This is a genomic window from Streptococcus sp. 3109 (assembly GCF_013276905.1).
In the GTDB taxonomy this organism is placed as follows: domain Bacteria; phylum Bacillota; class Bacilli; order Lactobacillales; family Streptococcaceae; genus Streptococcus.
Genome location: NZ_VMLY01000006.1, coordinates 82807 through 108759 on the forward strand (window position 1 = coordinate 82807; position 25953 = coordinate 108759).

The following is a 25953-nucleotide window of genomic DNA, read 5'->3' on the forward strand; positions in this document are numbered from 1 at the left end:
GAGCTGACTTCGTCAGTTTTATCTGCAACCTTAAAGCAGTGCTTTGAGCAGCCTGCGGCTAGTTTCCTAGTTTGCTCTTTAATTTTCATTGAGTATAAATAAAATCATTGTATTATCTTTTTATAATGTTATAATACACAAAAATAGGCAGTTTGTCAATAGAAAAGGAACAATTTAATTAAAAATATTCTGGTTTTTAAAAATTGCAAGTCAATAAGGAATTTTCAGATAATGATTGAAAAAGAGACGTTTTTATGTTATAATGATAGCGATTAAATTCGAGGTGAAAAATGGCACATTTATTAGAAAAAACAAGAAAGATTACATCAATTTTGAAGCGCTCAGAGGAGCAGTTGCAGGATGAGCTTCCTTACAACGCTATTACGCGTCAGTTAGCGGATATTATTCATTGCAATGCCTGCATTATCAATAGTAAGGGACGTCTGCTTGGCTATTTTATGCGTTATAAAACAAATACAGATCGCGTAGAGCAATTCTTCCAAACTAAGATATTCCCAGATGACTACGTTCAAGGGGCTAATATGATTTACGAAACAGAATCAAACTTGCCTGTTGAGCATGATATGAGTATTTTCCCTGTTGAGAGTAGAGATGATTTTCCAGATGGCTTGACGACTATTGCACCGATTCATGTATCGGGGATTCGCCTTGGTTCTTTGATTATTTGGCGCAATGATAAAAAATTCGAAGATGAAGATTTGATTTTGGTTGAGATTGCCAGTACCGTGGTTGGGATTCAGCTTCTTAACTTCCAGCGTGAAGAAGATGAGAAAAATATCCGTCGCCGTACTGCTGTCACCATGGCGGTTAATACCCTTTCTTACTCCGAACTCCGTGCTGTTTCAGCAATTTTAGGGGAATTAAATGGAAATGAAGGGCAGTTGACTGCGTCTGTGATTGCAGACCGTATCGGAATTACCCGTTCTGTGATTGTCAATGCCCTTCGTAAACTTGAGTCTGCAGGGATTATTGAAAGTCGCTCACTTGGAATGAAGGGAACCTATCTTAAGGTCTTGATTTCAGATATTTTTGAAGAAGTGAAGAAAAGAGATTACTAATGACTAAAGCTTTAATTTCGATTGATTATACAGAAGATTTTGTTGCTGATAGTGGGAAGCTGACAGCAGGCGCTCCAGCCCAGGCTATTTCGGATGCCATTAGCAAGGTGACTCGATTAGCTTTTGAAAGAGGAGATTACATCTTCTTTACCATCGATGCTCATGAAGAAAACGATTGTTTCCATCCAGAAAGCAAGCTATTCCCTCCTCATAATCTGATTGGGACGAGCGGACGGAATTTATACGGAGATTTGGGGACCTTTTATCAAGAGCATGGTTCAGACAGTCGTGTCTTTTGGATGGATAAACGCCATTACTCAGCTTTTTCAGGGACTGACCTGGATATTCGTTTGAGAGAGCGTAGAGTGTCTACCGTTATCTTAACAGGTGTCTTGACGGATATCTGTGTCCTACATACAGCTATAGATGCCTATAATCTAGGATATGACATCGAGATTGTTCAACCAGCTGTTGCTTCCATCTGGCCTGAAAATCATCAATTTGCCCTAGGCCATTTCAAAAATACACTTGGAGCTAAGTTAGTAGATGAAAATCTAAATGAAATTTTAGAGTAATTTGGTTGATGAAATGAAAAAAATTGAAAAAAAGTGTTGACAAGCATCCCAAAAGTTGATATACTAGTAAAGTAATCGACGCGGGGATGGCGGAATTGGCAGACGCGCAGGACTAAGGATCCTGTGACCGCTTTAGGTCGTGAGGGTTCAAGTCCCTCTCTCCGCATAGGATAAGAGTTAGCTTAGGCTAGCTCTTTTGTATTTCTCTAAAAAATTAGAATCCAGTCAAATGTAGTGGAGAATCAGCGAAAATATGGGAAAGCTGATTCTTGTTTCTGCTTTTGTATAGAAGAATAATAAAGATTATCTTCTTCAAATTCTCCGATATTCTCTAAAGTTTTGTGCAAGTTGCACAGAACTTTTTAATTTTTTTGGTCACCTTGCCATAGAAATGTAAAGCGTTTTCATCTATAATATAATTATCAAAAGACAAAAGGAGTTCACCTCATGGTAGAATTAAATCTTAAAAATATTTACAAAAAATATCCAAATAGCGAACACTATTCAGTTGAAGATTTCAACTTGAACATCAAAGATAAAGAATTTATCGTTTTCGTAGGTCCTTCAGGATGTGGTAAATCAACTACACTCCGTATGATTGCTGGTCTTGAAGACATCACAGAAGGTACTGCATCTATCGATGGCGTGGTTGTCAACGACGTAGCTCCAAAAGACCGCGACATCGCTATGGTATTCCAAAACTACGCTCTTTACCCACACATGACTGTTTATGACAACATGGCTTTCGGTTTGAAATTGCGTAAATACAGCAAAGAAGACATCGACAAACGTGTGCAAGAAGCAGCTGAAATTCTTGGATTGAAAGAATTTTTGGAACGTAAACCAGCTGACCTTTCAGGTGGTCAACGTCAACGTGTTGCCATGGGGCGTGCTATCGTCCGTGATGCAAAAGTATTCTTGATGGACGAACCTTTGTCAAACTTGGATGCTAAACTTCGTGTATCAATGCGTGCTGAAATTGCGAAAATCCACCGTCGTATCGGAGCTACAACTATCTACGTAACTCACGACCAAACAGAAGCGATGACACTTGCAGACCGTATCGTTATCATGTCAGCAACTAAGAACCCTGCTGGTACAGGTACTATCGGACGTGTAGAACAAATCGGTACTCCTCAAGAAGTTTACAAAAACCCGGTTAACAAATTCGTAGCAGGATTTATCGGAAGTCCAGCTATGAACTTCATCAATGTGAAATTGGTTGGAAGTGAAATTATTTCTGATGGTTTCCGTTTGAAAGTTCCAGAAGGTGCTTTGAAAGTTCTTCGTGAAAAAGGCTACGAAGGTAAAGAATTGATCTTCGGTATTCGTCCAGAAGACGTGAATGCAGAACCTGCTTTCCTTGAAACATTCCCAGACTGTGTTGTAAAAGCGACTATCTCTGTATCAGAACTGCTTGGTTCAGAATCTCACCTTTACTGCCAAGTTGGTAAAGACGAATTTGTTGCTAAAGTTGATGCTCGTGACTACTTGCAGACAGGTGCAACAGTTGAGCTTGGATTTGACTTGAACAAAGCACACTTCTTTGATGTAGAAACTGAAAAAACAGTCTATTAAAATAAATAAAATTCAAAGCACTACAAGAAAAGATATCTCTTTATCAATTGTAGTGGAGAGATATCAGTTAATCTAGGGAGAGAAACAAAATGCTTCTCTCCTTTTTGTTAGGGAAGTCATATTAGGCATCTATCTTGTGATACTCCTTGAATAAAAATGGTCATCTTATTTGCCTTATAGGGTGACTAGCAGATGAAATATTGTTTTCTCTTTCTTCTTTACTAGAAAGTATGGTATAATAGAGAGTAAAAAACTTTGAAAGAAAGAAAAAGATGAATTTAAAAGATTACATTGCAACAATTGAAAATTATCCAAAGGAAGGGATTACCTTCCGTGATATCAGTCCTTTGATGGCTGATGGAAATGCATATAGCTACGCTGTTCGTGAAATTGTTCAGTATGCTACTGACAAGAAAATAGACATGATTGTAGGGCCTGAGGCTCGTGGATTTATCGTGGGCTGTCCAGTTGCCTTTGAGTTGGGAATTGGTTTTGCCCCTGTTCGTAAGCCAGGTAAATTACCACGTGAAGTCATTTCTGCTGACTATGAAAAAGAGTACGGTGTTGATACCTTGACTATGCATGCGGATGCCATCAAGCCAGGTCAACGTGTTCTTATTGTAGATGACCTCTTGGCAACAGGTGGAACTGTTAAGGCAACCATCGAGATGATTGAAAAACTTGGTGGTGTTGTAGCAGGTTGTGCCTTCCTTGTTGAATTGGATGAATTGAACGGCCGTGAAAAAATCGGTGACTACGATTACAAAGTTTTGATGCATTATTAATGAAAAACAGTCCCTAGGGCTGTTTTCTCTACATTAGGATATAAAAATAGACTATAGCTAGTTAGAGAAAAACTATAATTGAAAACTATATCTTCTTGCAGTATAATAAAAGGACTAAGTGTTTGAGATTTGGCTTCAAACATATGCAATGATTCCTGAAAGAATACAGTTAGGAGAGGGTTATGCCGATTCGAATTGATAAAAAATTGCCAGCTGTTGAGATTTTACGGACAGAGAACATCTTTGTCATGGATGATCAACGTGCTGCTCACCAAGATATTCGTCCTTTGAAGATTTTAATTTTAAATCTCATGCCACAGAAAATGGTCACAGAAACCCAGTTGTTACGCCACTTGGCTAATACCCCCCTACAACTGGATATTGATTTTCTCTATATGGAGAGCCACCGTTCTAAGACAACTCGTTCAGAGCACATGGAGACCTTTTATAAAACTTTTCCTGAAGTCAAGGATGAGTATTTTGATGGGATGATTATCACGGGTGCTCCAGTTGAACATTTACCATTTGAGGAAGTGGACTATTGGGAGGAATTTAGCCAGGTGCTTGAGTGGTCCAAGACTCATGTCTATTCGACGCTTCATATCTGTTGGGGGGCTCAGGCTGGGCTCTACCTACGCTATGGGGTAGAAAAATACCAGATGGACAGTAAGTTATCAGGTATTTATCCTCAGGATGCTTTAAAAGAAGGGCACCTTCTTTTTAGAGGCTTTGACGATAGCTATGTATCCCCTCATTCACGGCACACGGAGATTTCTAAGGAAGAAGTCTTAAACAAAACCAATCTCGAGATTTTATCAGAAGGGCCACAGGTTGGGGTTTCGATTTTGGCCAGTCGTGATTTACGAGAAATTTATAGTTTTGGGCATTTGGAATATGACCGTGATACCTTGGCAAAAGAGTATTTTAGGGATCGTGATGCAGGTTTAGATCCTCATATTCCAGAAAATTATTTTAAGGATGATGATGTTAATCAGACGCCTTGTCTTTGTTGGTCTTCATCGGCAGCCCTCTTTTTCAGTAACTGGGTGAACTATGCGGTCTATCAGGAAACTCCTTTTGACTGGAGAAAAATAGAAGATGATGCATCCGCATTTGGATATTTATAAGAGGAATTATGACATATTTAGACGCTTTTAAATCAGGGAACTTGGTTTTACCGAGTACCCTGCTCTTGCATTTTAAGGAACTCTTTCCTTCCAGCGATGATTTTCTGGTCTGGCAATTTTTCTATTTGCAAAATACGACAGGCTTGGAAGAAATGTCGCCAAGCCAGATTGCTGACAGGATTGGCAAGGAAATTTCGGATGTCAACCAGTCCATTTCTAATCTGACGGAGAGGGGACTTCTCCAGTATCGAACGATTGAATTGAATGGTGAAATTGAATTGCTTTTTGATGCTAGTTTGGCTTTGGAACGTCTGGATGACTTGCTTGGAGTCGCTCATTCAAGTTCAGACCAGTTGACACCTCAAAATCAGCTCAAGGATTTGGTAGAAACCTTCCAGCAGGAATTAGGACGCTTGTTGACACCTTTTGAAATTGAAGATTTGACTAAGACCCTAAAAGAAGATGGAACCAGTGCTGACTTGATTAAGGAAGCTCTTCGTGAAGCTGTTTTGAATGGAAAAGCAAACTGGAAGTACATTCAGGCGATTTTGAGAAACTGGCGCCATGAAGGTATCAAGAGTGTGGCTCAAATCGAGGCTAAGCGGGCAGAGAGAGAAGCAAGCAATCCTCAGTTGACACAGGTATCCGCAGATTTTAGAAATGCTATGGATCTCTGGAAGGATTAATCCATGTAAGCAGACTTGAAATCCGAGTAAGATTTGCAAGCTGTGTCTAATTGTGATAAAATAAATAGAAAATAAATTGAAAAAAGAGGTATGTGAAATGTCACGTAAACCATTTATCGCTGGTAACTGGAAAATGAACAAAAATCCAGAAGAAGCTAAAGCATTCGTTGAAGCAGTTGCGTCAAAACTTCCTTCATCAGACCTTGTTGAAGCAGGTATCGCAGCTCCAGCTCTTGATTTGACAACTGTTCTTGCTGCTGCTAAAGGTTCAAACCTTAAAGTTGCTGCTCAAAACTGCTACTTTGAAAATGCAGGTGCTTTCACTGGTGAAACTAGCCCACAAGTTTTGAAAGAAATCGGTACTGACTACGTTGTTATCGGTCACTCAGAACGCCGTGACTACTTCCATGAAACTGACGAAGATATCAACAAAAAAGCAAAAGCAATCTTTGCAAACGGTATGCTTCCAATCATCTGTTGTGGTGAGTCACTTGAAACTTACGAAGCTGGTAAAGCTGCTGAATTTGTAGGTGCTCAAGTATCTGCTGCATTGGCTGGATTGACTGCTGAACAAGTTGCTGCATCAGTTATCGCTTATGAGCCAATCTGGGCTATCGGTACTGGTAAATCAGCTTCACAAGACGATGCACAAAAAATGTGTAAAGTTGTTCGTGACGTTGTAGCTGCTGACTTCGGTCAAGAAGTTGCGGACAAAGTTCGTGTTCAATACGGTGGTTCTGTTAAACCTGAGAACGTTACTTCATACATGGCTTGTCCAGACGTTGACGGTGCCCTTGTAGGTGGTGCGTCACTTGAAGCTGAAAGCTTCTTGGCTTTGCTTGACTTTGTAAAATAATCAGTAAGTAGCAAAAGCTAGGTGGAACAGCATTCAGATGTCTGTTCCATTTTTTATAGGAGAGGAAAGATTGAAAACAAAAATTGTATGTATAGGGCTAGCAAGTCTTTGCTTACTTGGCGCAAGAGTTTCAGGAATTGCGGCAGATGAAACAAGTGGAAGCACAGTTTCAGAAAAATCTAGTCTATCAACAGGGACTTCATCAACTAGTAGCAATGAACAGAGAAACAGTGTCTCTGCCCACTGGGATGGAGATTATTATGTAAAGGCTGATGGTTCTAAAGCTCAAAGTGAATGGATTTTTGACAACTACTATAAGGCTTGGTTTTATATTAATTCAGATGGTCGTTACGCGCAGAATGAATGGCATGGAAATTACTACCTGAAATCAGGTGGGTATATGGCCCAAAACGAGTGGATCTATGACAGTAATTACAAGAGTTGGTTTTATCTCAAGTCAGATGGGGCTTATGCTCATCAAGAATGGCAATTGATTGGAAATAAGTGGTATTACTTCAAGAAGTGGGGTTACATGGCTAAAAGCCAATGGCAAGGAAGTTATTTCTTGAATGGTCAAGGTGCCATGATGCAAAATGAATGGCTTTATGATCCGGCTTATTCTGCTTATTTTTATCTAAAATCCGATGGAACTTATGCCAACCAAGAGTGGCAAAAAGTGGGCGGCAAATGGTACTATTTCAAGAAGTGGGGCTATATGGCGCGGAATGAGTGGCAAGGCAACTACTATTTGACTGGAAGTGGTGCCATGGCGACTGATGAAGTGATTATGGATGGTGCTCGCTATATCTTTGCGGCTTCTGGTGAGCTCAAAGAAAAGAAAGATTTGAATGTCGGCTGGGTTCACAGAGATGGTAAACGCTATTTCTTTAATAATAGAGAAGAGCAAGTGGGAACCGAACATGCTAAGAAAGTTATTGATATTAGTGAGCACAATGGTCGTATCAATGATTGGAAAAAGGTTATTGATGAGAACGAGGTGGATGGTGTCATTGTTCGTCTAGGTTATAGCGGTAAAGAAGACAAGGAATTGGCGCATAACATTAAGGAGTTAAACCGTCTGGGAATTCCTTATGGCGTCTATCTCTATACCTATGCTGAAAATGAGACCGATGCTGAGAATGACGCTGAACAGACCATTGAACTTCTGAAGAAATACAATATGAACTTGTCTTACCCTATCTACTATGATGTTGAGAACTGGGAGTATGTGAATAAAAGTAAGCGTGCTCCGAGTGATACAAGTACTTGGGTTAAGATTATCAACAAGTACATGGAGACGATGAAGCAGGCGGGTTATCAAAATGTGTATGTCTATAGCTATCGTAGTTTATTACAGACGCGTTTAAAACACCCAGATATTTTAAAACATGTAAACTGGGTAGCGGCCTATACCAATGCTTTAGAATGGGAAAACCCTCATTATTCAGGAGAAAAAGGTTGGCAGTATACCTCTTCTGAATACATGAAAGGAATCCAAGGGCGCGTAGATGTCAGCGTTTGGTATTAAGCGATGATTTGAAAGAGGGATGTGATACTAGCACCCTCTTTTTCTTTGTTTTATGATAGTTTATCCTCGAGTAAATTCAAGATCTTGCTAGGAAATGAATCTTATATAGTAGATTGAATATAGACCAGGACATTGCGGTTGCTAAAATATTTTTAGAAATTCATTTGTCTTTCCTAATCGACTTGGCTCCATCTTATTTCAATCTATTATAGTCTTGGGGAATTTCTTCAAACCACATCAGCGTGCTCAGTTCTACCTGCGACCTCAAAACTTGTGCTTTGGTCAAGCTGGGTTTGGCTTCCTAGTTTGCTGATGGATTTCCATGGACTATAAGCATCCAGACCTCTTTTTCGTCTTCTAAAGAATTCTTAAATTATCAGTCTATTGCAACTTTTCTCATGTGGGTCATTTGGCTTGCAATTGTCTTTCCTTAGTAGTATACTGAGGTAGTAATCATTAAGAAGTGGTTACATAAAAATAATGAATGAGGTAAAATAAAATGGTAGAATTGAAAAAAGAAGCAGCAAAAGATGTCGCAACATTAACAAAAGCAGCGCCAGTAGCATTGGCAAAAACAAAGGAAGTTTTGAATCAAGCTGTTGCAGATTTGTATGTAGCGCATATTGCTCTTCATCAAGTGCACTGGTACATGCGTGGACGCGGTTTTATGGTATGGCATCCAAAAATGGATGAGTACATGGATGCTCTTGATGGTCATTTAGATGAAATCAGTGAACGATTGATTACACTCGGTGGTAAACCATACTCTACTTTGACAGAGTTCCTTCAAAACAGTGAAATCGAAGAAGAAGCTGGTGAATACCGTAATGTTGAAGAAAGCTTGGAACGTGTTCTAGCTATTTATCGCTACCTCATCACTCTTTTCCAAAAAGCGTTGGATGTGACTGACGAAGAAGGCGATGATGTTACAAACGATATTTTTGTTGGTGCTAAGGCTGAACTTGAGAAAACAGTTTGGATGCTTGCAGCAGAACTTGGACAAGCACCTGGTTTGTAAGAAATAAGGTAACATAGATAAATCTGTAGGAAATTTCTTACAGATTTTTTCTATTTTGTAAGCTATTCCAAACCAGTCTTTTTTTGAGTTTTTTGATAAAATAGTACTATCAGTGAAAAGGATGGAAGCATGACTAAGAAAATCGTAGCTATTTGGGCCCAGGACGAAGAGGGTGTGATTGGTAAGAACAATCGTCTGCCTTGGCATTTGCCGGCAGAATTGCAACACTTTAAAGAAACAACTCTGAATCATGCTATCTTGATGGGGCGGGTAACCTTTGATGGAATGGGACGTCGCTTGCTTCCAAAACGGGAGACCTTGATTTTGACTCGTAATCCAGAAGAAAAGATAGATGGGGTGGCTACTTTTCAGGATGTCCAGTCTGTCTTGGACTGGTATCAGAGTCAAGACAAGAATCTCTATATTATCGGTGGAAAGCAGATTTTTCAGGCTTTTGAACCCTATTTGGATGAAGTAATTGTCACTCAAATCCATGCTCGGGTGGAGGGAGATACTTATTTCCCTGAAGATTTTGACTTGTCCCTTTTTGAGATAGTATCAAGCAAATCCTATACCAAAGATGAGAAGAATCCTTATGATTTTACCATCCAATACCGCAAGAGAAAGGAAGTCTAATGGAACGGAGTTTATTTGGTTTATTCACGGCTTTTCTGTGTTTCATCTGCCTTCTGGCAGGAGCACAGGCTTTTCGTAAAAAGCGTTACGGGCTTTCTATCCTCCTTTGGTTAAATGCCTTTACCAATTTGGTCAATAGTATTCATGCTTTTTACATGACCTTATTTTAGATAGAATGACAGTATAGAATGGAAGGAAATCATGTCTACAACTAGAAAAAATGATATGATGGTTTATTGCTCATTTTGTGGCAAAAACCAAGAAGAAGTACAAAAAATAATCGCTGGCAACAATGCTTTTATTTGTAATGAATGCGTGGAGTTAGCTCAAGAAATCATTCGAGAAGAATTGGTTGAGGAAGTCTTGGCAGACTTGTCTGAGGTGCCAAAACCAATTGAACTCCTCCATATCTTGAACCACTATGTTATCGGTCAAGATCGTGCCAAGCGTGCCCTGGCAGTGGCAGTTTACAACCACTACAAACGCATCAATTTCCACGATACGCGTGAGGAGTCAGAAGATGTGGATTTGCAGAAGTCAAACATCTTGATGATTGGTCCAACTGGTTCAGGGAAAACTTTCCTTGCTCAGACCTTGGCTAAGAGCTTGAATGTGCCTTTTGCCATTGCGGATGCGACAGCTCTGACTGAGGCTGGTTATGTAGGTGAGGACGTGGAAAATATCCTCCTTAAACTCTTGCAGGCTGCTGACTTTAACATCGAGCGTGCAGAGCGTGGGATTATCTATGTGGATGAAATTGACAAGATTGCCAAGAAGAGCGAGAATGTCTCTATCACACGTGATGTTTCTGGTGAAGGTGTGCAACAAGCCCTTCTCAAGATTATCGAGGGAACTGTTGCTAGCGTGCCGCCTCAAGGTGGACGCAAACATCCGCAACAAGAAATGATTCAAGTGGATACCAAAAATATCCTCTTCATAGTGGGTGGTGCCTTTGATGGTATTGAAGAAATCGTCAAACAACGTCTGGGCGAAAAAGTCATCGGATTTGGTCAAAACAACAAGGCGATTGACGAAAACAGCTCATACATGCAAGAAATCATCGCAGAAGATATTCAAAAATTTGGTATTATCCCAGAGTTGATTGGACGTTTGCCTGTCTTTGCAGCTCTTGAGCAATTGACGGTTGATGACTTGGTTCGCATTTTGAAAGAGCCAAGAAATGCCTTGGTCAAACAGTACCAAACCTTGTTATCTTATGATGATGTCGAGTTGGAATTTGACGACGAAGCCCTTCAAGAGATTGCCAATAAGGCCATCGAACGGAAGACAGGGGCGCGTGGCCTTCGCTCCATCATCGAAGAAACCATGCTAGATGTCATGTTTGAAGTACCGAGTCAGGAAAATGTGAAATTGGTCCGCATCACAAAAGAAGCTGTCGATGGAACGGATAAACCAATCCTAGAAACAGCCTAGAGGTGACTATGGAAATCAATACACACAATGCTGAAATCTTGCTCAGTGCGGCCAATAAATCCCACTATCCGCAGGATGACCTACCAGAAATCGCTCTCGCAGGGCGTTCAAATGTTGGCAAGTCTAGCTTTATCAATACCATGCTGAACCGTAAGAATCTGGCTCGTACATCAGGTAAACCTGGTAAAACCCAGTTACTCAACTTCTTTAACATTGATGACAAGATGCGCTTTGTGGATGTGCCTGGTTATGGTTATGCCCGTGTTTCCAAAAAGGAACGTGAAAAGTGGGGGCGCATGATTGAGGAGTACCTAACGACTCGGGAAAATCTCCGTGCAGTGGTCAATCTAGTTGACCTTCGTCATGACCCGTCAGCAGATGATGTGCAGATGTATGAATTTCTCAATTATTATGAGATTCCAGTCATCATTGTGGCGACCAAGGCAGACAAGATTCCTCGTGGTAAATGGAACAAGCATGAATCAGCAATTAAAAAGAAATTAAACTTTAACCCAAGTGACGATTTCATCCTCTTTTCATCTGTCAGCAAGGCAGGGATGGATGAGGCTTGGGATGCAATCTTAGAAAAATTGTGAGGAAAAGAAAATGGCAAAAACAATTCATACAGATAAAGCTCCAAAGGCTATCGGGCCTTATGTTCAAGGAAAAATCGTTGGCAATCTTTTGTTTGCTAGTGGTCAAGTTCCTCTCTCTCCTGAAACTGGGGAAATCGTTGGAGAAACGATTCAAGAACAGACAGAGCAAGTCTTAAAAAACATCGATGCTATTTTGGCAGAAGCGGGAACAGACTTTGACCATGTTGTCAAAACAACTTGCTTCTTGAGCGATATGAACGACTTTGTTCCTTTTAATGAGGTTTACCAAACGGCCTTTAAAGAGGAATTTCCAGCTCGTTCAGCTGTGGAGGTAGCTCGTCTTCCTCGTGATGTAAAAGTCGAAATTGAAGTCATCGCAGAGATTGGATAAGCTAGTTGAAGTTTGGTGTTGCCAAACTTCTTTTGATATAAGGAGAAAAAGATGACAAAGAAACAACTTCACTTGGTGATTGTGACAGGGATGAGTGGTGCAGGGAAAACAGTTGCCATTCAGTCCTTCGAAGATTTGGGTTATTTTACTATTGATAATATGCCGCCAGCTCTCTTGCCTAAGTTTTTGCAGTTGGTGGAAACAAAGGAAGACGATCATAAGTTGGCCTTGGTAGTGGACATGCGTAGCCGTTCTTTCTTTTCAGAGATTCAAGCTGTTTTGGATGAGTTGGAAAATCAGGATGATTTGGATTTTAAAATCCTCTTTTTGGATGCAGCTGATAAGGAATTGGTCGCTCGTTACAAGGAAACCAGACGGAGTCACCCATTAGCTGCGGATGGACGGATTTTGGATGGAATCAAGCTGGAACGTGAACTCTTGGCACCTTTGAAAAATATGAGCCAAAATGTGGTGGATACAACTGAACTCACTCCTCGTGAGCTACGTAAAACCATTGCAGAGCAGTTTTCAGATCAAGAACAAGCCCAGTCTTTCCGTATCGAAGTCATGTCTTTCGGCTTTAAATATGGAATCCCAATTGATGCAGACTTGGTTTTTGATGTGCGCTTTTTGCCAAATCCATATTACCTTCCAGAGCTGAGAAACCAAACGGGTGTGGATGAACCTGTTTATGACTATGTCATGAATCATCCTGAGTCAAAAGATTTTTATCAGCATTTATTGGCCTTGATTGAGCCGATTTTGCCAAGTTACCAAAAGGAAGGGAAGTCCGTTTTGACCATTGCCATGGGTTGTACAGGGGGACAACACCGTAGTGTGGCCTTTGCCAAACGCTTGGCGCAGGACTTATCCAAGACTTGGCCTGTTAATGAAGGGCATCGCGACAAAGACCGAAGAAAGGAAACGGTAAACCGTTCATGAGAAAACCAAAGATAACGGTGATTGGTGGAGGGACTGGGATCCCTGTCATTCTTAAGAGTCTGCGGGAAAAAGATGTGGAAATCGCAGCTATCGTAACGGTGGCGGATGATGGTGGTTCATCAGGTGAACTCCGAAAAAATATGCAACAATTGACACCGCCAGGTGATCTTCGTAATGTCCTTGTGGCCATGTCGGATATGCCAAAATTTTATGAAAAGGTCTTTCAATACCGTTTTTCTGAGGATGCAGGAGCCTTTGCTGGACATCCGCTGGGCAATCTCATTATCGCTGGCCTGTCAGAAATGCAGGGTTCGACCTATAATGCCATGCAGTTATTGAGCAAGTTTTTCCATACAACTGGGAAGATTTATCCTTCCAGTGACCATCCTTTGACCCTGCATGCAGTCTTTCAGGATGGGACAGAAGTGGCTGGAGAGAGTCATATCGCAGACCATCCAGGCATGATTGACCATGTCTATGTGACCAATACCTTCAACGATGATACACCTCTGGCCAGCCGTCGAGTAGTGCAGACCATTCTTGAAAGTGACATGATTGTCCTAGGGCCTGGTTCCCTCTTTACCTCTATTTTGCCCAATATCGTGATTAAAGAAATCGGGCAGGCGCTTTTGGAAACCAAGGCAGAAATCGCCTATGTCTGCAATATCATGACCCAACGTGGGGAGACGGAACACTTTACAGATAGCGACCATGTGGAAGTCTTGCATCGTCACCTTGGCCGACCTTTTATCGATACGGTTTTGGTGAATATCGAAAAAGTGCCTCAGGAATACATGAATTCCAACCGTTTTGATGAATACTTGGTGCAGGTGGAACATGATTTTGCTGGTCTTTGTAAGCAAGTTCCGCGTGTGATTTCATCCAACTTCCTTCGTCTGGAAAATGGGGGTGCCTTCCACGATGGAGATTTGATCGTGGACGAATTGATGCGGATTATACAGGTGAGAAAATGAGTTTCACAGTAGCAGTAAAAGAAGAAATCCTAGGTCAGCACCATCTAAGCCGGCATGAATTATCTGCCATTATCAAGATGTCTGGCAGTATCGGCCTCTCGACTTCGGGCTTGACCCTGTCTGTTGTGACAGAAAATGCTAAGCTAGCTCGTCACCTCTATGAGTCTTTTCTCCATTTCTACGAAATCAAATCGGAAATTCGACATCACCAAAGAAGTAATCTTCGTAAGAATCGGGTCTATACCGTTTTTACAGATGAAAAAGTGCAGGACTTGTTGAGTGATTTGCACTTGGCAGACTCCTTTTTTGGTCTGGAAACAGGTATTGATGAGGAGATTTTATCAGACGAGGAAGCAGGTCGTGCTTATCTTTGTGGCGCTTTCTTGGCAAATGGAAGTATTCGTGACCCTGAATCAGGTAAGTACCAGTTGGAAATCAGTTCTGTTTATCTGGACCACGCGCAAGGGATTGCCTCCCTTCTCCAGCAATTTTTACTGGATGCTAAGGTGCTTGAGCGTAAGAAGGGGGCAGTGACCTACCTCCAGCGAGCTGAAGACATTATGGACTTCTTGATAGTCATCGGAGCCATGCAGGCGCGTGATGATTTTGAGCGGGTTAAGATTTTACGAGAAACCCGTAACGACCTCAATCGGGCCAACAATGCCGAAACAGCTAATATCGCTCGGACAGTTTCTGCCAGCATGAAGACCATCAACAATATCAGTAAAATCAAAGATATCATGGGTTTAGAAAATCTGCCAGTGGATTTGCAGGAAGTAGCGCAGTTGCGGATTCAGCACCCAGACTACTCTATCCAACAGTTGGCAGATAGCCTCAGCACCCCTCTGACCAAAAGTGGTGTCAACCACAGACTCAGAAAGATCAATAAGATAGCCGATGAACTATAAAACCAGGCTCTTGTTTTGAGAGGTTCTTTTTTGAAATAAAAAGAGGTTGGGCAAAAAGCAATGTCATTAAGTTAAGAAATTTAGCTCTTTAAAATCAAAAACGCATAATATCAGGTATTGAAAACCGTGATACTATGCGTTTTATTGTGAGAAAATTTATTTCATTTTCTCTTGAAATTGAGTTTTTATCTAATCTCTAATGAGTTATTTCCAAGTGACCAGTTCGCTCCAAACGCTAATATTCGATATAGTAGAGGTTTCACCAGCTGGAACCCATTTGTTGGTGCCTAAGTATCTAACTTCTAGTTTACGAACATTTACTGTGTAAGATGCTTTTAGTCTAATATAACCATAAGTGTAGGGTGGTACGTTATGGGAGACTGAGTGATTTAAACTAAGTCCAACTCCAGACTCCGGAGCAGAAAAGCTAGCACCTGCACCTATAGTTAGGGTAGCTCCAGCTTTTCCACCATAGGCTGTTGAACTTAGAGCTCCTGATGTGGCACTGCTCTCGTAAGAGTGAGAGTATTTAGTTCTATAATCTGCAACACCAGTCGCGTTAGAACGAGTCTGATACATAGATTTAGACTCCAAATAGGCATCTCTAAGTTCAGTCGTATAAAATGAGAGTAACTCCCCTGTGTTGATATCTTTTATAATACGATTAGATACAATTTCATAATGTGTGCCAGGATAGACATCAGCAAAAACTGTAGATGCTGTGACTAAGAATAATAGACTTGATAGTAGAGAGAAAAACAAAATTTTCAGTTTAATCATAAAAAGTTTCCTTTCTTCATGATCAAAAGATTATTTTTTCAATCCTTTGAAAGTCATAATGCAACCAGAAAAGATACTGAGAGTTCCTATAGGTCTCCAATATAGTTGCCAAAAGAATAAATTTATCCTTCCTTTCAGTGTCTCATCCGGCCCGGCGTAATAGGGGTTGATGTGAAATAACAAAAAACCAAAACATAAAACGATGATTCCACTCAAGAATAAAATGTCCTTATTTACTTTTCTCATAAAATCTCCTTTTATTTTATATCCTCTTCTAAATTTATTATACATCTAAAAAAGGAAAAAACAAGCCTATTTTTAATTTTTTTATATGGTATAATAGAATAGTTGGAGAGCTTTGATAGATTTTTAAAAGGCTGATATGAAATGCTTTGTATAATCTAATGATTCTGCAAAAAAATTTCTTATTCAAACAAGAGCAAAGAGCAGGTGGGCTGCATATCAGAAGTTAGATGTATTTCTGTCTAACTTTTGAGGTGTAGTTCATGTTAAAACCACGAATCGCATTTGACTCGTGGTTCTTTTTTATAAACTGGTTGAGTGTTTTGGTTGTACTTTTTGCTCAGGGTCGATGTAGTTGATGGCGTTGTTGACAGCAGTTGGAGCTTCTCCGAGGCCTGTCGCAATCAAATCAATTTTTCCGTCATAGTAGCAACAGTCACCGATAGCATAGATACCTGCTTGGCTAGATTCTTGTTTGCTGTTGACAATAATCTTGTGGCGATTGAGGTCCAGACCCCAGTTTTTAAGGTTACCGACAGAAGATTTGAAACCATAGTTGACAAAGAGGTGGTCTATGTCAATCGTTTCGGTTTCATCAGATTTGACTTTTGTGATTTCAAGTTTATCAAGCGTTTTTCCATCTCCAAGGAGTTGGCTAGGGACGAAGGGGGTCTTGATGGTTACAGAAGATTCCTGTAAGACTTGCACACTGTGTTCCAAGGCTCGGAAATTATCTCTGCGGTGAACAAGGGTAGTTGGCGCAATTTTTTCAAAAGCCAAAGCCCAATCCACAGCTGAGTCTCCCCCACCAAGAATCGTCACTTTTTTACCAGCATATTGCTGAATGTTGGAAACGTGGTAGTGGATATTTTCATAGCCCTCAACACCTTCAAGTTCCAGTGGACGTGGTTTGAAGGCACCGCCACCCATAGCGATGATAACAGTTTTAGATAGGTGACTTCCTTTAGAAGTTGTAATGACAAAACCTTGATCTTGTTTTTCAATCTCAAGAACCGTTTCATTGAGATGAATAGGGGTATCAAATCCATTTAGCTGTTCAATCAAGCGGTTAGTCAATTCTTCTCCAGTCAGGTTTGGGAAACCTGGGACGTCTAGGATTTCCTTTTCAGGGTAGAGAATAGCAGGTTGTCCACCTAGTTGGGGAAGGGAGTCGATGATTTGGACCTTGGCTTGGCGTAGATGGGCATAAAAGGATGCAAAAAGCCCGACAGGACCACCACCTACAATGGTAATATCATAGAGTTGAGACATAGTTTCTCCTTTGTTTTTTCTAGTCAGTTTATTTTATCATATTTTTGCTCAATGTAAAATGAACTAGGATAGGGAAAAAAATGCCAGAAAATGGTATAATAGGACGAAAGTGTTTTGATAGGGAGGATATCAGGGATGAATTTTCAACAATTATCCAATCTGCAATATTGGACCAGTTTGTTTGCAAGTCCATGGACGATAGCTATCAATCTGATTGATATTTTGATTGTTGCTTATATTTTATACCATTTTACAAAAGCTATTGCAGGAACCAAGATTATGATTTTGGTACGTGGAGTTTTGGTGTTTATTTTAGCTCAAATCCTTGCAAATATGATTGGCTTGACTACGATTTCTTGGTTAATCAATCAAATTATTACTTATGGGGTTATTGCGGCGGTTGTTATCTTCTCTCCAGAGATTCGGACTGGTTTGGAACGTTTGGGAAGAGCGACAGATTTCTTTTCCAATGCCCCTATTAGTGCTGAGGAACAGATGATTCGTGCCTTTGTTAAGTCTGTTGAATACATGAGTCCTCGTAAAATCGGTGCCTTGGTTGCTATTCAGCGTGTACGTACCTTGCAGGAGTATATTTCGACAGGAATTCCCTTGGATGCTAAGATTTCTGCAGAACTTCTCATTAACATTTTTATTCCCAACACTCCCCTACATGATGGTGCGGTGATTATCAGAGAAGAACGTATCGCTGTGACGTCTGCCTATCTGCCCTTGACAGAAAGTACAGGAATTTCCAAGGAATTTGGGACCAGACACCGGGCGGCTATCGGTTTATCAGAAGTCTCAGATGCCTTGACTTTTGTCGTATCAGAGGAAACGGGAGGAATTTCGATAACCTATAATGGAAGCTTTAAGCACAACCTAACACTTGATGAATTTGAAACAGAATTACGTGAAATCTTACTTCCAAAAGAGGAAGCAGGTCTTAGTTTTAAAGAACGATTGCTAGGAGGATGGAAACATGAGAAAAAATAGTTTATATATCATATCCTCACTCTTTTTTGCTTGTGTCTTATTTGTCTATGCTACGGCGACGAATTTTCAAAACAGTACCAGTGCTAGGCAGGTAAAAACGGAAACCTATACGAATACAGTAACAAATGTCCCTATCGACATACGCTATAATAGTGATGAGTATTTTATTAGCGGTTTTGCTTCAGAAGTATCAGTGGTCTTGACTGGTGCAAATCGCCTATCGCTAGCTAGTGAAATGCAAGAAAGCACACGTAAATTCAAGGTTACTGCTGACCTAACAGATGCCAGTGTTGGAACGATTGAAGTTCCTTTGAGCATTGAAGATTTACCCAATGGGCTGACCGCTGTGGCGACTCCGCAAAAAATTACAGTCAAGATTGGTAAGAAGGCTCAGAAGAATAAGGTAAAGGTTGTACCAGAGATTGACCCTAGTCAAATTGATAGTCGGGTACAGATTGAAAATGTCACGGTGTCAGATGAAGAAGTGTCGATTACGAGTGACCAAGAGACATTGGATAGAATTGATAAGATTATCGCTGTCTTGCCAACCAGCGAACGCATAACAGGTAATTACAGTGGTTCAGTACCATTGCAGGCAATCGACCGCAATGGCGTTGTCTTACCGGCAGTTATCACTCCCTTTGATACAATAATGAAGGTGACTACAAAACCAGTAGCATCAAGTTCAAGCACATCAAATTCAAGCACAAGCAGTTCATCGGAGACATCTTCGTCAACGAAAGCAACTAGTTCAAAAACGAATTAAAAATAGGAAAAGGATTTTATAAAAATGGGTAAATATTTTGGGACTGATGGAGTCCGTGGAGAAGCTAACCTAGAACTAACACCAGAATTAGCCTTTAAACTAGGACGTTTTGGAGGCTATGTTCTCAGTCAACATGAAACGGAAGCACCGAAAGTCTTTGTAGGACGTGATACACGTATTTCAGGGGAAATGCTAGAATCTGCCTTGGTAGCTGGTCTTCTATCTGTAGGAATTCACGTATACAAACTAGGCGTTTTGGCAACACCAGCAGTAGCTTACTTGGTTAAAACTGAGGGAGCCAGTGCAGGTGTCATGATTTCTGCTAGCCACAATCCAGCCCTTGATAACGGAATCAAGTTCTTTGGTGGGGATGGCTTCAAACTAGACGATGAAAAAGAAGCAGAAATTGAAGCCTTGCTAGATGCTGCGGAAGATACTCTTCCTCGTCCAAGTGCAGAAGGCTTGGGAACTTTGGTAGATTATCCAGAAGGCTTACGTAAGTATGAAGGCTACCTTGTTTCAACTGGAACTCCTCTTGATGGAATGAAGGTTGCCTTGGATACAGCTAATGGTGCAGCTTCTACAAGTGCCCGTCAAATCTTTGCAGACCTTGGTGCTCAGTTGACTGTTATCGGGGAAACACCAGATGGTCTTAACATCAACCTTAATGTTGGTTCAACCCACCCAGAAGCCCTTCAAGAAGTGGTCAAAGAAAGCGGATCAGCAATCGGTTTGGCCTTTGATGGAGACAGTGACCGCTTGATTGCTGTTGATGAAAATGGTGAGATTGTTGATGGTGACAAAATCATGTACATCATCGGGAAATACCTTTCTGAAAAAGGACAATTGGCTCAAAATACAATCGTGACGACTGTGATGTCTAACCTTGGTTTCCACAAGGCCTTGGACCGTGAAGGTATTAACAAGGCAGTCACTGCAGTTGGAGACCGCTACGTTGTTGAAGAAATGAGAAAATCAGGCTACAACCTTGGTGGTGAACAGTCAGGGCACGTTATCTTGATGGATTACAATACCACAGGTGATGGTCAATTATCAGCAGTTCAATTGACTAAAATCATGAAGGAAACTGGTAAGAGCTTGTCAGAGTTGGCGGCAGAAGTAACCATCTATCCACAAAAATTAGTCAATATCCGAGTGGAAAATGCCATGAAGGAAAAGGCTATGGAAGTGCCAGCTATCAAGGCTATCATCGAGAAGATGGAAGAAGAAATGGCAGGGAATGGTCGTATCCTAGTACGCCCAAGTGGAACAGAGCCCCTCTTGCGTGTTATGGCAGAAGCGCCTACAACAGAAGAAGTAGACTACTATGTTGATACCATCGCAGACGTAGTTCGAGCTGAAATCGGGATTGACTAAATCCTAGAAAACTAGATGAAAATAAAAAATTATGGTACAATAGCTTATAATATTGTAGCCGAGGGAGAAAGATATGAATCTTAAACGTGAACAAGAATTTGTTAGTCAGTATCATTTTGATGCGCGTAATTTTGAATGGGAAAATGAAAATGGAGCTCCTGAAACTAAGGTGGATGTGAACTTCCAATTGCTCCAACATGACCAAGAAAATCAAGTGACTTCCTTGATTGTCATTTTGACATTTATGATTGTATTTGATAAGTTTGTCATCAGTGGAACCATTTCACAGGTAAATCATATCGATGGCCGTATTGTCAATGAACCAAGTGAATTGAGCCAAGAAGAAGTGGAAACTTTGGCTCGTCCATGTTTGAATATGCTCAATCGTTTGACTTACGAAGTGACTGAAATTGCATTAGACTTACCAGGAATCAATTTGGAGTTCTAATATGAAACTAGCTGTTATCACAGATTCTTCTGCCTATCTCAGTGCAGAGACCTTGCAAAGAGAAGATTTGTATGTCTTGGATATTCCTGTCAATATTGATGGTGAGGAGTATGTCGAAGGTATCAATCTGACTGCTGAGGAATTTTACCAAAAAATGGCTCAGTCTTCTGAATTGCCTAAGACCAGTCAACCAAGTATTGCCAAGTTAGATGAAAGTTTAACTTCGATCAAAGAACAAGGTTATACTCATGCCTTGGGGCTTTTCCTATCTTCTGGAATTTCAGGTTTTTACCAAAATATCCAGTATATGATAGATGACTATGAGGGCTTAACCATTGCTTTTCCAGACACTTTGATTACAAGTGCTCCTCTGGGTATCATGGTTGAAAGTGTCTTTAATTGGCGTGACCAGGGCGATGATTTTGCCAGCATTCAGGAAAAGCTAGCCATTCAAATCAGTCGTACATCAGCCTTTATTATGGTAGATGATTTGGATCATTTAGTGAAAGGTGGACGTCTTTCAAATGGTGCTGCCATTTTGGGCAATTTGCTTAGCATTAAGCCAATCCTTTATTTTAACGATCAAGGTGTGATTGAAGTTTACGAAAAAGTCCGTACTGAGAAGAAAGCAACCAAGCGCTTAATTGAAATCATTAAGGAAACAACGGCTTCAGGCCAATATCGGGTCATTGTCATTCACGGGAATGCTCCTGAAAAAGCTGAGGAATTGCGTCAACACTTGCTTGAATCTGGAGTAGGTACGGATATTTCACTAGCTACATTTGGTAGTGTCATTGGAACACACCTAGGATCAGGAAGTATTGCTCTGGGTTATATTCCAGTAATTTAGTTGGCACTTTTAGACTAGTTAAGAAGTTAGCAGTTGAACACGCCTGGAACCCTGTGTGAAAAAGATAGTTCTTCCAAGGAGTAGACACTTCTTGATCAGAACTCCTATTTTCACTTTGTGTTCCTACAGGCTTTGCATCTTAGCAATTGAACACGGACTACCTGCCTCTTGAAAAAAGATGCCTGTCTTGCCTTTCGTGGAAAGTCAGCGCCATTCCCTATTTTTCATGGGCAGCTAAGGTCCTTTGTATCTTAGACAGGAGTAGAGATGAGTATTCGAGTAATTATTGCCGGTTTTAAGGGAAAGATGGGCCAGGCTGCTTGTCAGATGGTCTTGGCTGATCCAGACTTGGACTTGGTAGCAGTTTTGGATCCTTTTGAGTCTGAGTCAGAATGGCAGGGAATTCCTGTTTTCAAGGATAAGGCTGATTTAGCAGGTTTTGAAGCAGATGTCTGGGTAGACTTTACTACACCAGCTGTTGCCTATGAAAATACACGCTTTGCTCTTGAAAATAGCTTTGCTCCAGTAGTTGGAACAACAGGTTTCACAAGTGAAGAAATTGCAGAGCTAAAAGCATTTTCTCGTGCCCAAGACTTGGGTGGCTTGATTGCCCCTAACTTTGCCTTGGGTGCTGTCTTGCTTATGCAATTTGCAAGTCAGGCTGCCAAATATTTCCCAAATGTGGAGATTATCGAGCTCCATCATGACAAGAAAAAGGATGCTCCGAGTGGAACAGCTATTAAAACAGCTGAGTTAATGGCAGAAGTTCGAGAGTCAATTCAGCAAGGTGCAGCAGATGAGGAAGAGCTGATTGCTGGTGCCCGTGGTGCTGACTTTGATGGTATGCGTATTCACTCAGTTCGTTTGCCAGGCTTGGTAGCCCATCAGGAAGTCATCTTTGGCAATCAGGGAGAAGGATTGACCCTCCGTCATGACTCCTATGATCGCAGCTCCTTCATGACAGGGGTGAATTTGGGAATTAAAGAAGTTGTCAAGCGTCATGAGCTTGTCTATGGATTAGAACACTTATTATGAGATTAACGCAAATGCCTTCTGAATTTCAGAAGGCTTTACCAGTATTAGAAAAAATCAAAGAAGCAGGTTTTGAGGCCTATTTTGTTGGGGGCTCTGTTCGAGATGCCCTCCTCAATCGTCCTATCCATGATGTGGATATTGCGACGTCTTCTTATCCAGAAGAGACCAAGCAGATTTTTCCGCGAACAGCCGATATTGGAATCGAGCACGGAACCGTCTTGGTCTTAGATGGGGATGAGGAGTATGAGGTAACCACCTTTCGGACAGAAGATGTCTATGTGGACTATCGCAGACCCAGTGCGGTTTCTTTTGTTCGCTCGCTAGAAGAAGACCTTAAGCGCCGTGATTTTACAGTCAACGCTTTTGCCTTGGACGAGACAGGGGAAATCATTGACTTGTTCCATGGTTTAGACGATTTGGAAAATCAAGTCTTGAGGGCGGTTGGAGTGGCAAGTGAGCGTTTCAACGAAGATGCTTTGCGGATTATGCGTGGTTTCCGTTTTCAGGCCAGTCTTGGCTTTGAGCTTGAGTCAGAAACATTTAAAGCTATGAAGACTTTGACGCCCCTTTTGGAGAAAATTTCTGTAGAGCGTACATTTGTCGAGTTTGATAAACTCATGCTGGCTCCATTTTGGAGAAGGGGTTTGGCTTCCATGATTGAGAGTCAAGCTTATGACTATCTCCCTGATATGGCAGCTAGCCAAGATAAGCTTAACAGACTGTTTGATTTGGAATATGATTTCACTTTTGAATCTTCTGAACAAGCCTGGGCGGCTTTACTGTGGGCTTTGGAGATTGAAAATGCGCAGCCATTTTTGAAAGCTTGGAAGACCTCACGCCAGTTTGCCAAGCAAGTTCAGGATTTGCTTACTATTTTGGCCTTGCGTGAAAAGGGAGAATTGAGCAAGCGCGATTGTTATCGCTTTGACTTGGATTTACTTTTACAGGCTGAAAATCTTCGTCAGACCCAAGGAAAAGAAGTCAACCCACAAGCCATCACAGAAACCTATCAGAATCTGACCATTCATGATAAGAAAGAAATCCAAATCAATGGTGGTATTTTGATCAAGGAATATGGCTATCAGCCGGGCCCAGACTTGGGAGAGATTTTAACAGAGATTGAATATGCCATTGTCGATGGAGAATTGGAAAATGACCGTCAAGCCATCCATGCTTATCTGAGGGAGAAAAAATGAGTGATTTTATCGTTGAAAAACTAAGTAAATCCGTTGGTGACAAGACCGTTTTTAAGGATATTTCCTTTATTATCCATGACCTAGACAGAATTGGTCTGATTGGTGTCAATGGAACGGGGAAGACCACCCTTTTAGATGTTCTTTCTGGTGTTTCTGGCTTTGATGGTGACGTCAGTCCCTTTTCGGCTAAGAATGATTACCAGATTGGTTACTTGACCCAAGATCCTGATTTTGATGATAGAAAGACAGTCTTGGATACGGTCCTCTCCAGCGATCTCAAGGAAATCCAGCTCATTCGTGAGTATGAGTTGATTATGCTCAACTATAGTGAGGACAAGCAGGCCCGTTTGGAACGTGTCATGGCAGAAATGGACTCTCTTCAAGCTTGGGAAATTGAGAGTCAGGTCAAGACGGTTCTTAGCAAGCTGGGGATTCAAGACTTATCCACTCCAGTTGGAGAATTGTCAGGTGGTCTAAGAAGACGGGTCCAGTTGGCGCAAGTTTTACTTGGCAATCACGACCTCTTGCTTTTGGATGAGCCGACCAACCATCTGGACATTGCGACCATCGAGTGGCTGACCCTCTTTTTGAAAAATTCCAAGAAGACCGTCCTTTTTATTACCCACGATCGTTATTTCCTAGACGCTTTGTCAACACGGATTTTCGAGTTGGACCGAGCAGGCTTGACCGAATATCAGGGAAATTATCAGGACTATGTTCGCCTTAAGGCAGAACAGGACGAGCGCGATGCGGCTCTTCTCCACAAAAAGGAACAACTTTATAAGCAAGAATTGGCCTGGATGCGCAGACAACCGCAGGCGCGTGCGACCAAGCAGCAGGCTCGTATCAATCGCTTCCATGACTTGAAAAAGGAAGTTTCAGGCAGTAGTGCTGAGACAGACTTGACCATGAACTTTGAAACCAGTCGGATTGGGAAGAAAGTCATCGAGTTTCAGGATGTTTCCTTCGCCTATGAAAACAAGCCTATTTTGCAAGATTTTAATCTCTTGGTACAGGCTAAAGACCGTATCGGAATCGTTGGGGACAACGGTGTTGGGAAATCAACTCTCCTTAACTTGATTGCAGGCATTCTTGAGCCGACAGCAGGACAAGTTGTGATTGGGGAAACTGTTCGCATCGCCTATTTCTCTCAACAAATTGAGGGCTTGGATGAAAGCAAGCGTGTGATCAATTACCTGCAGGAAGTGGCAGAAGAGGTCAAGACCAGCGGTGGTTCTACGACTTCGATTGCAGAGTTGCTGGAGCAGTTCCTCTTCCCACGTTCGACACATGGAACCTTGATTGAGAAATTGTCTGGGGGAGAGAAAAAACGTCTTTATCTCCTCAAATTGCTCTTGGAAAAACCAAATGTTCTTCTCTTGGACGAGCCGACCAATGATTTGGATATTGCTACTCTTACAGTTTTGGAGAATTTCTTACAAGGCTTTGCTGGTCCAGTTTTGACTGTTAGTCACGACCGCTATTTCTTGGATAAGGTAGCGACTAAGATTCTCGCTTTTGAGGATGGCAAGATTCGTCCTTTCTTTGGTCATTACACCGACTATCTTGATGAAAAAGTCTTTGAAACAGAGATGGCCAATCAAGTGCAAAAGGCCGAAAAGGAAAAAGTGGTCAAGGTTCGTGAAGACAAGAAACGCATGACCTACCAAGAAAAGCAGGAGTGGGCAAGCATTGAAGGCGATATTGAAGCCTTGGAAAATCGTATCGCTGCGATTGAAGAGGAGATGCAGGCCAATGGCTCTGATTTTGGCAAACTAGCTACTCTTCAAAAAGAACTAGATGAGAAAAACGAAGCACTCCTTGAAAAATACGAACGCTATGAATATCTAAGTGACTTTGATAGCTAAAAGAATAGAAAA

The 25953-nt window shown here is 41.3% G+C and carries 27 protein-coding genes and 1 tRNA gene; 26 read left to right on the forward strand and 2 right to left on the reverse strand.

Annotated elements, in window-relative coordinates:
* Positions 1–290: 290 nt before the first annotated feature.
* The 18 genes from codY to whiA all read left to right on the forward strand — a co-directional run bounded on the left by codY (position 291) and on the right by whiA (position 15113).
* Positions 291–1079: a GTP-sensing pleiotropic transcriptional regulator CodY gene (gene codY / locus HT698_RS03800; RefSeq protein WP_061439548.1), complete on the forward strand. Its 789-nt coding sequence runs from the start codon at positions 291–293 to the stop codon at positions 1077–1079.
* Positions 1079–1654, forward strand: coding sequence for an isochorismatase family cysteine hydrolase (locus HT698_RS03805; protein ID WP_173218162.1), 576 nt, complete (start codon positions 1079–1081; stop codon positions 1652–1654). The genes codY and HT698_RS03805 overlap by 1 nt, the downstream gene beginning before the upstream one ends.
* Before the next feature lie 80 nt (positions 1655–1734).
* Positions 1735–1820: transfer RNA gene (locus tag HT698_RS03810), tRNA-Leu, on the forward strand.
* 281 nt (positions 1821–2101) lie between these two features.
* The gene (gene ugpC, locus HT698_RS03815; RefSeq protein WP_000229957.1) at positions 2102–3232 is read left to right on the forward strand and encodes a sn-glycerol-3-phosphate ABC transporter ATP-binding protein UgpC; all 1131 of its coding nucleotides are present in this window, start codon (positions 2102–2104) and stop codon (positions 3230–3232) included.
* Between the two features lie 272 nt (positions 3233–3504).
* Complete coding sequence (locus HT698_RS03820; protein WP_001049318.1) at positions 3505–4017, forward strand: adenine phosphoribosyltransferase; 513 nt, start codon at positions 3505–3507, stop codon at positions 4015–4017.
* A gap of 182 nt (positions 4018–4199) precedes the next feature.
* Positions 4200–5144: a homoserine O-succinyltransferase gene (gene metA, locus HT698_RS03825; protein ID WP_112445487.1), complete on the forward strand. Its 945-nt coding sequence runs from the start codon at positions 4200–4202 to the stop codon at positions 5142–5144.
* Positions 5145–5152: 8 nt separating this feature from the next.
* The gene (locus HT698_RS03830) at positions 5153–5830 is read left to right on the forward strand and encodes a DnaD domain-containing protein (RefSeq protein ID WP_112445488.1); all 678 of its coding nucleotides are present in this window, start codon (positions 5153–5155) and stop codon (positions 5828–5830) included.
* Between the two features lie 97 nt (positions 5831–5927).
* Entirely contained in the window at positions 5928–6686 is a 759-nt protein-coding gene (tpiA, locus tag HT698_RS03835; protein ID WP_112445489.1) for a triose-phosphate isomerase, read from the forward strand.
* Between the two features lie 37 nt (positions 6687–6723).
* Entirely contained in the window at positions 6724–8214 is a 1491-nt protein-coding gene (gene lytC, locus HT698_RS03840; RefSeq protein ID WP_173218160.1) for a choline binding-anchored murein hydrolase LytC, read from the forward strand.
* Positions 8215–8713: 499 nt separating this feature from the next.
* Positions 8714–9232, forward strand: a complete 519-nt coding sequence (locus HT698_RS03845) for a Dps family protein (protein WP_024478871.1) — start codon at positions 8714–8716, stop codon at positions 9230–9232.
* Between the two features lie 129 nt (positions 9233–9361).
* Positions 9362–9868: a dihydrofolate reductase gene (locus HT698_RS03850; RefSeq protein ID WP_173218158.1), complete on the forward strand. Its 507-nt coding sequence runs from the start codon at positions 9362–9364 to the stop codon at positions 9866–9868.
* Positions 9868–10038, forward strand: coding sequence for a hypothetical protein (locus HT698_RS03855; protein WP_000442276.1), 171 nt, complete (start codon positions 9868–9870; stop codon positions 10036–10038). Before HT698_RS03850 ends, HT698_RS03855 begins: the two co-directional genes overlap by 1 nt.
* 31 nt (positions 10039–10069) lie before the next feature.
* Positions 10070–11302 (forward strand): ATP-dependent Clp protease ATP-binding subunit ClpX, encoded by a 1233-nt coding sequence (gene clpX / locus HT698_RS03860; RefSeq protein ID WP_173218156.1) that lies wholly within the window; start codon positions 10070–10072, stop codon positions 11300–11302.
* A gap of 8 nt (positions 11303–11310) precedes the next feature.
* Complete coding sequence (gene yihA / locus HT698_RS03865) at positions 11311–11898, forward strand: ribosome biogenesis GTP-binding protein YihA/YsxC (protein WP_173218154.1); 588 nt, start codon at positions 11311–11313, stop codon at positions 11896–11898.
* Positions 11899–11908: 10 nt separating this feature from the next.
* On the forward strand, positions 11909–12289 hold the full coding sequence (locus HT698_RS03870; protein WP_069681451.1) for a RidA family protein: 381 nt from the start codon (positions 11909–11911) through the stop codon (positions 12287–12289).
* Between the two features lie 51 nt (positions 12290–12340).
* The gene (rapZ, locus tag HT698_RS03875; protein WP_173218152.1) at positions 12341–13231 is read left to right on the forward strand and encodes an RNase adapter RapZ; all 891 of its coding nucleotides are present in this window, start codon (positions 12341–12343) and stop codon (positions 13229–13231) included.
* Entirely contained in the window at positions 13228–14205 is a 978-nt protein-coding gene (locus tag HT698_RS03880) for a YvcK family protein (protein WP_166727962.1), read from the forward strand. Before rapZ ends, HT698_RS03880 begins: the two co-directional genes overlap by 4 nt.
* A complete protein-coding gene (gene whiA / locus HT698_RS03885) occupies positions 14202–15113 on the forward strand; it encodes a DNA-binding protein WhiA (RefSeq protein ID WP_004262315.1) in 912 nt (303 codons plus the stop codon). The genes HT698_RS03880 and whiA overlap by 4 nt, the downstream gene beginning before the upstream one ends.
* Positions 15114–15317: 204 nt before the next feature.
* Here whiA and HT698_RS03890 read toward each other — a convergent pair whose 3' ends face one another.
* Both HT698_RS03890 and HT698_RS03895 read right to left on the reverse strand, forming a co-directional pair.
* Positions 15318–15893, reverse strand: coding sequence for a hypothetical protein (locus HT698_RS03890; protein ID WP_173218150.1), 576 nt, complete (start codon positions 15891–15893; stop codon positions 15318–15320).
* 546 nt (positions 15894–16439) lie between these two features.
* Positions 16440–17408: an NAD(P)/FAD-dependent oxidoreductase gene (locus tag HT698_RS03895; RefSeq protein WP_173218148.1), complete on the reverse strand. Its 969-nt coding sequence runs from the start codon at positions 17406–17408 to the stop codon at positions 16440–16442.
* Between the two features lie 135 nt (positions 17409–17543).
* Between HT698_RS03895 and cdaA the strand changes: the two genes are divergently transcribed.
* The 8 genes from cdaA to HT698_RS03935 all read left to right on the forward strand — a co-directional run bounded on the left by cdaA (position 17544) and on the right by HT698_RS03935 (position 25941).
* Positions 17544–18401, forward strand: coding sequence for a diadenylate cyclase CdaA (gene cdaA, locus HT698_RS03900; protein WP_050089436.1), 858 nt, complete (start codon positions 17544–17546; stop codon positions 18399–18401).
* Positions 18388–19167 (forward strand): CdaR family protein, encoded by a 780-nt coding sequence (locus tag HT698_RS03905; protein WP_173218146.1) that lies wholly within the window; start codon positions 18388–18390, stop codon positions 19165–19167. Before cdaA ends, HT698_RS03905 begins: the two co-directional genes overlap by 14 nt.
* Positions 19168–19191: 24 nt before the next feature.
* On the forward strand, positions 19192–20544 hold the full coding sequence (gene glmM, locus HT698_RS03910; protein ID WP_173218144.1) for a phosphoglucosamine mutase: 1353 nt from the start codon (positions 19192–19194) through the stop codon (positions 20542–20544).
* Between the two features lie 73 nt (positions 20545–20617).
* Positions 20618–20992, forward strand: a complete 375-nt coding sequence (locus HT698_RS03915; RefSeq protein WP_001050087.1) for a DUF1149 family protein — start codon at positions 20618–20620, stop codon at positions 20990–20992.
* Position 20993: 1 nt separating this feature from the next.
* Positions 20994–21842, forward strand: coding sequence for a DegV family protein (locus tag HT698_RS03920; RefSeq protein WP_173218142.1), 849 nt, complete (start codon positions 20994–20996; stop codon positions 21840–21842).
* 267 nt (positions 21843–22109) lie between these two features.
* Positions 22110–22877, forward strand: a complete 768-nt coding sequence (gene dapB / locus HT698_RS03925) for a 4-hydroxy-tetrahydrodipicolinate reductase (protein WP_173218140.1) — start codon at positions 22110–22112, stop codon at positions 22875–22877.
* On the forward strand, positions 22874–24073 hold the full coding sequence (locus HT698_RS03930; RefSeq protein ID WP_345789461.1) for a CCA tRNA nucleotidyltransferase: 1200 nt from the start codon (positions 22874–22876) through the stop codon (positions 24071–24073). Before dapB ends, HT698_RS03930 begins: the two co-directional genes overlap by 4 nt.
* The gene (locus HT698_RS03935) at positions 24070–25941 is read left to right on the forward strand and encodes an ABC-F family ATP-binding cassette domain-containing protein (RefSeq protein ID WP_173218138.1); all 1872 of its coding nucleotides are present in this window, start codon (positions 24070–24072) and stop codon (positions 25939–25941) included. Before HT698_RS03930 ends, HT698_RS03935 begins: the two co-directional genes overlap by 4 nt.
* Positions 25942–25953 lie beyond the last annotated feature (12 nt).

Excerpts from the sequence above, each read along its gene's own strand:
- whiA (WP_004262315.1), top strand. The coding sequence starts at position 14,202 with ATGAGTTTCACAGTAGCAGTAAAAGAAGAAATCCTAGGTCAGCACCAT.
- HT698_RS03820 (WP_001049318.1), top strand. The coding sequence starts at position 3,505 with ATGAATTTAAAAGATTACATTGCAACAATTGAAAATTATCCAAAGGAA.
- yihA (WP_173218154.1), top strand. The coding sequence starts at position 11,311 with ATGGAAATCAATACACACAATGCTGAAATCTTGCTCAGTGCGGCCAAT.
- HT698_RS03890 (WP_173218150.1), bottom strand. The coding sequence starts at position 15,893 with ATGATTAAACTGAAAATTTTGTTTTTCTCTCTACTATCAAGTCTATTA.
- dapB (WP_173218140.1), top strand. The coding sequence starts at position 22,110 with ATGAGTATTCGAGTAATTATTGCCGGTTTTAAGGGAAAGATGGGCCAG.
- glmM (WP_173218144.1), top strand. The coding sequence starts at position 19,192 with ATGGGTAAATATTTTGGGACTGATGGAGTCCGTGGAGAAGCTAACCTA.
- HT698_RS03935 (WP_173218138.1), top strand. The coding sequence starts at position 24,070 with ATGAGTGATTTTATCGTTGAAAAACTAAGTAAATCCGTTGGTGACAAG.
- HT698_RS03915 (WP_001050087.1), top strand. The coding sequence starts at position 20,618 with ATGAATCTTAAACGTGAACAAGAATTTGTTAGTCAGTATCATTTTGAT.
- HT698_RS03845 (WP_024478871.1), top strand. The coding sequence starts at position 8,714 with ATGGTAGAATTGAAAAAAGAAGCAGCAAAAGATGTCGCAACATTAACA.
- HT698_RS03905 (WP_173218146.1), top strand. The coding sequence starts at position 18,388 with ATGAGAAAAAATAGTTTATATATCATATCCTCACTCTTTTTTGCTTGT.
- metA (WP_112445487.1), top strand. The coding sequence starts at position 4,200 with ATGCCGATTCGAATTGATAAAAAATTGCCAGCTGTTGAGATTTTACGG.
- codY (WP_061439548.1), top strand. The coding sequence starts at position 291 with ATGGCACATTTATTAGAAAAAACAAGAAAGATTACATCAATTTTGAAG.
- HT698_RS03870 (WP_069681451.1), top strand. The coding sequence starts at position 11,909 with ATGGCAAAAACAATTCATACAGATAAAGCTCCAAAGGCTATCGGGCCT.
- rapZ (WP_173218152.1), top strand. The coding sequence starts at position 12,341 with ATGACAAAGAAACAACTTCACTTGGTGATTGTGACAGGGATGAGTGGT.
- HT698_RS03895 (WP_173218148.1), bottom strand. The coding sequence starts at position 17,408 with ATGTCTCAACTCTATGATATTACCATTGTAGGTGGTGGTCCTGTCGGG.
- HT698_RS03850 (WP_173218158.1), top strand. The coding sequence starts at position 9,362 with ATGACTAAGAAAATCGTAGCTATTTGGGCCCAGGACGAAGAGGGTGTG.
- HT698_RS03920 (WP_173218142.1), top strand. The coding sequence starts at position 20,994 with ATGAAACTAGCTGTTATCACAGATTCTTCTGCCTATCTCAGTGCAGAG.
- HT698_RS03930 (WP_345789461.1), top strand. The coding sequence starts at position 22,874 with ATGAGATTAACGCAAATGCCTTCTGAATTTCAGAAGGCTTTACCAGTA.
- clpX (WP_173218156.1), top strand. The coding sequence starts at position 10,070 with ATGTCTACAACTAGAAAAAATGATATGATGGTTTATTGCTCATTTTGT.
- HT698_RS03830 (WP_112445488.1), top strand. The coding sequence starts at position 5,153 with ATGACATATTTAGACGCTTTTAAATCAGGGAACTTGGTTTTACCGAGT.
- HT698_RS03880 (WP_166727962.1), top strand. The coding sequence starts at position 13,228 with ATGAGAAAACCAAAGATAACGGTGATTGGTGGAGGGACTGGGATCCCT.
- ugpC (WP_000229957.1), top strand. The coding sequence starts at position 2,102 with ATGGTAGAATTAAATCTTAAAAATATTTACAAAAAATATCCAAATAGC.
- tpiA (WP_112445489.1), top strand. The coding sequence starts at position 5,928 with ATGTCACGTAAACCATTTATCGCTGGTAACTGGAAAATGAACAAAAAT.
- HT698_RS03805 (WP_173218162.1), top strand. The coding sequence starts at position 1,079 with ATGACTAAAGCTTTAATTTCGATTGATTATACAGAAGATTTTGTTGCT.
- cdaA (WP_050089436.1), top strand. The coding sequence starts at position 17,544 with ATGAATTTTCAACAATTATCCAATCTGCAATATTGGACCAGTTTGTTT.
- lytC (WP_173218160.1), top strand. The coding sequence starts at position 6,724 with ATGTCTGTTCCATTTTTTATAGGAGAGGAAAGATTGAAAACAAAAATT.
- HT698_RS03855 (WP_000442276.1), top strand. The coding sequence starts at position 9,868 with ATGGAACGGAGTTTATTTGGTTTATTCACGGCTTTTCTGTGTTTCATC.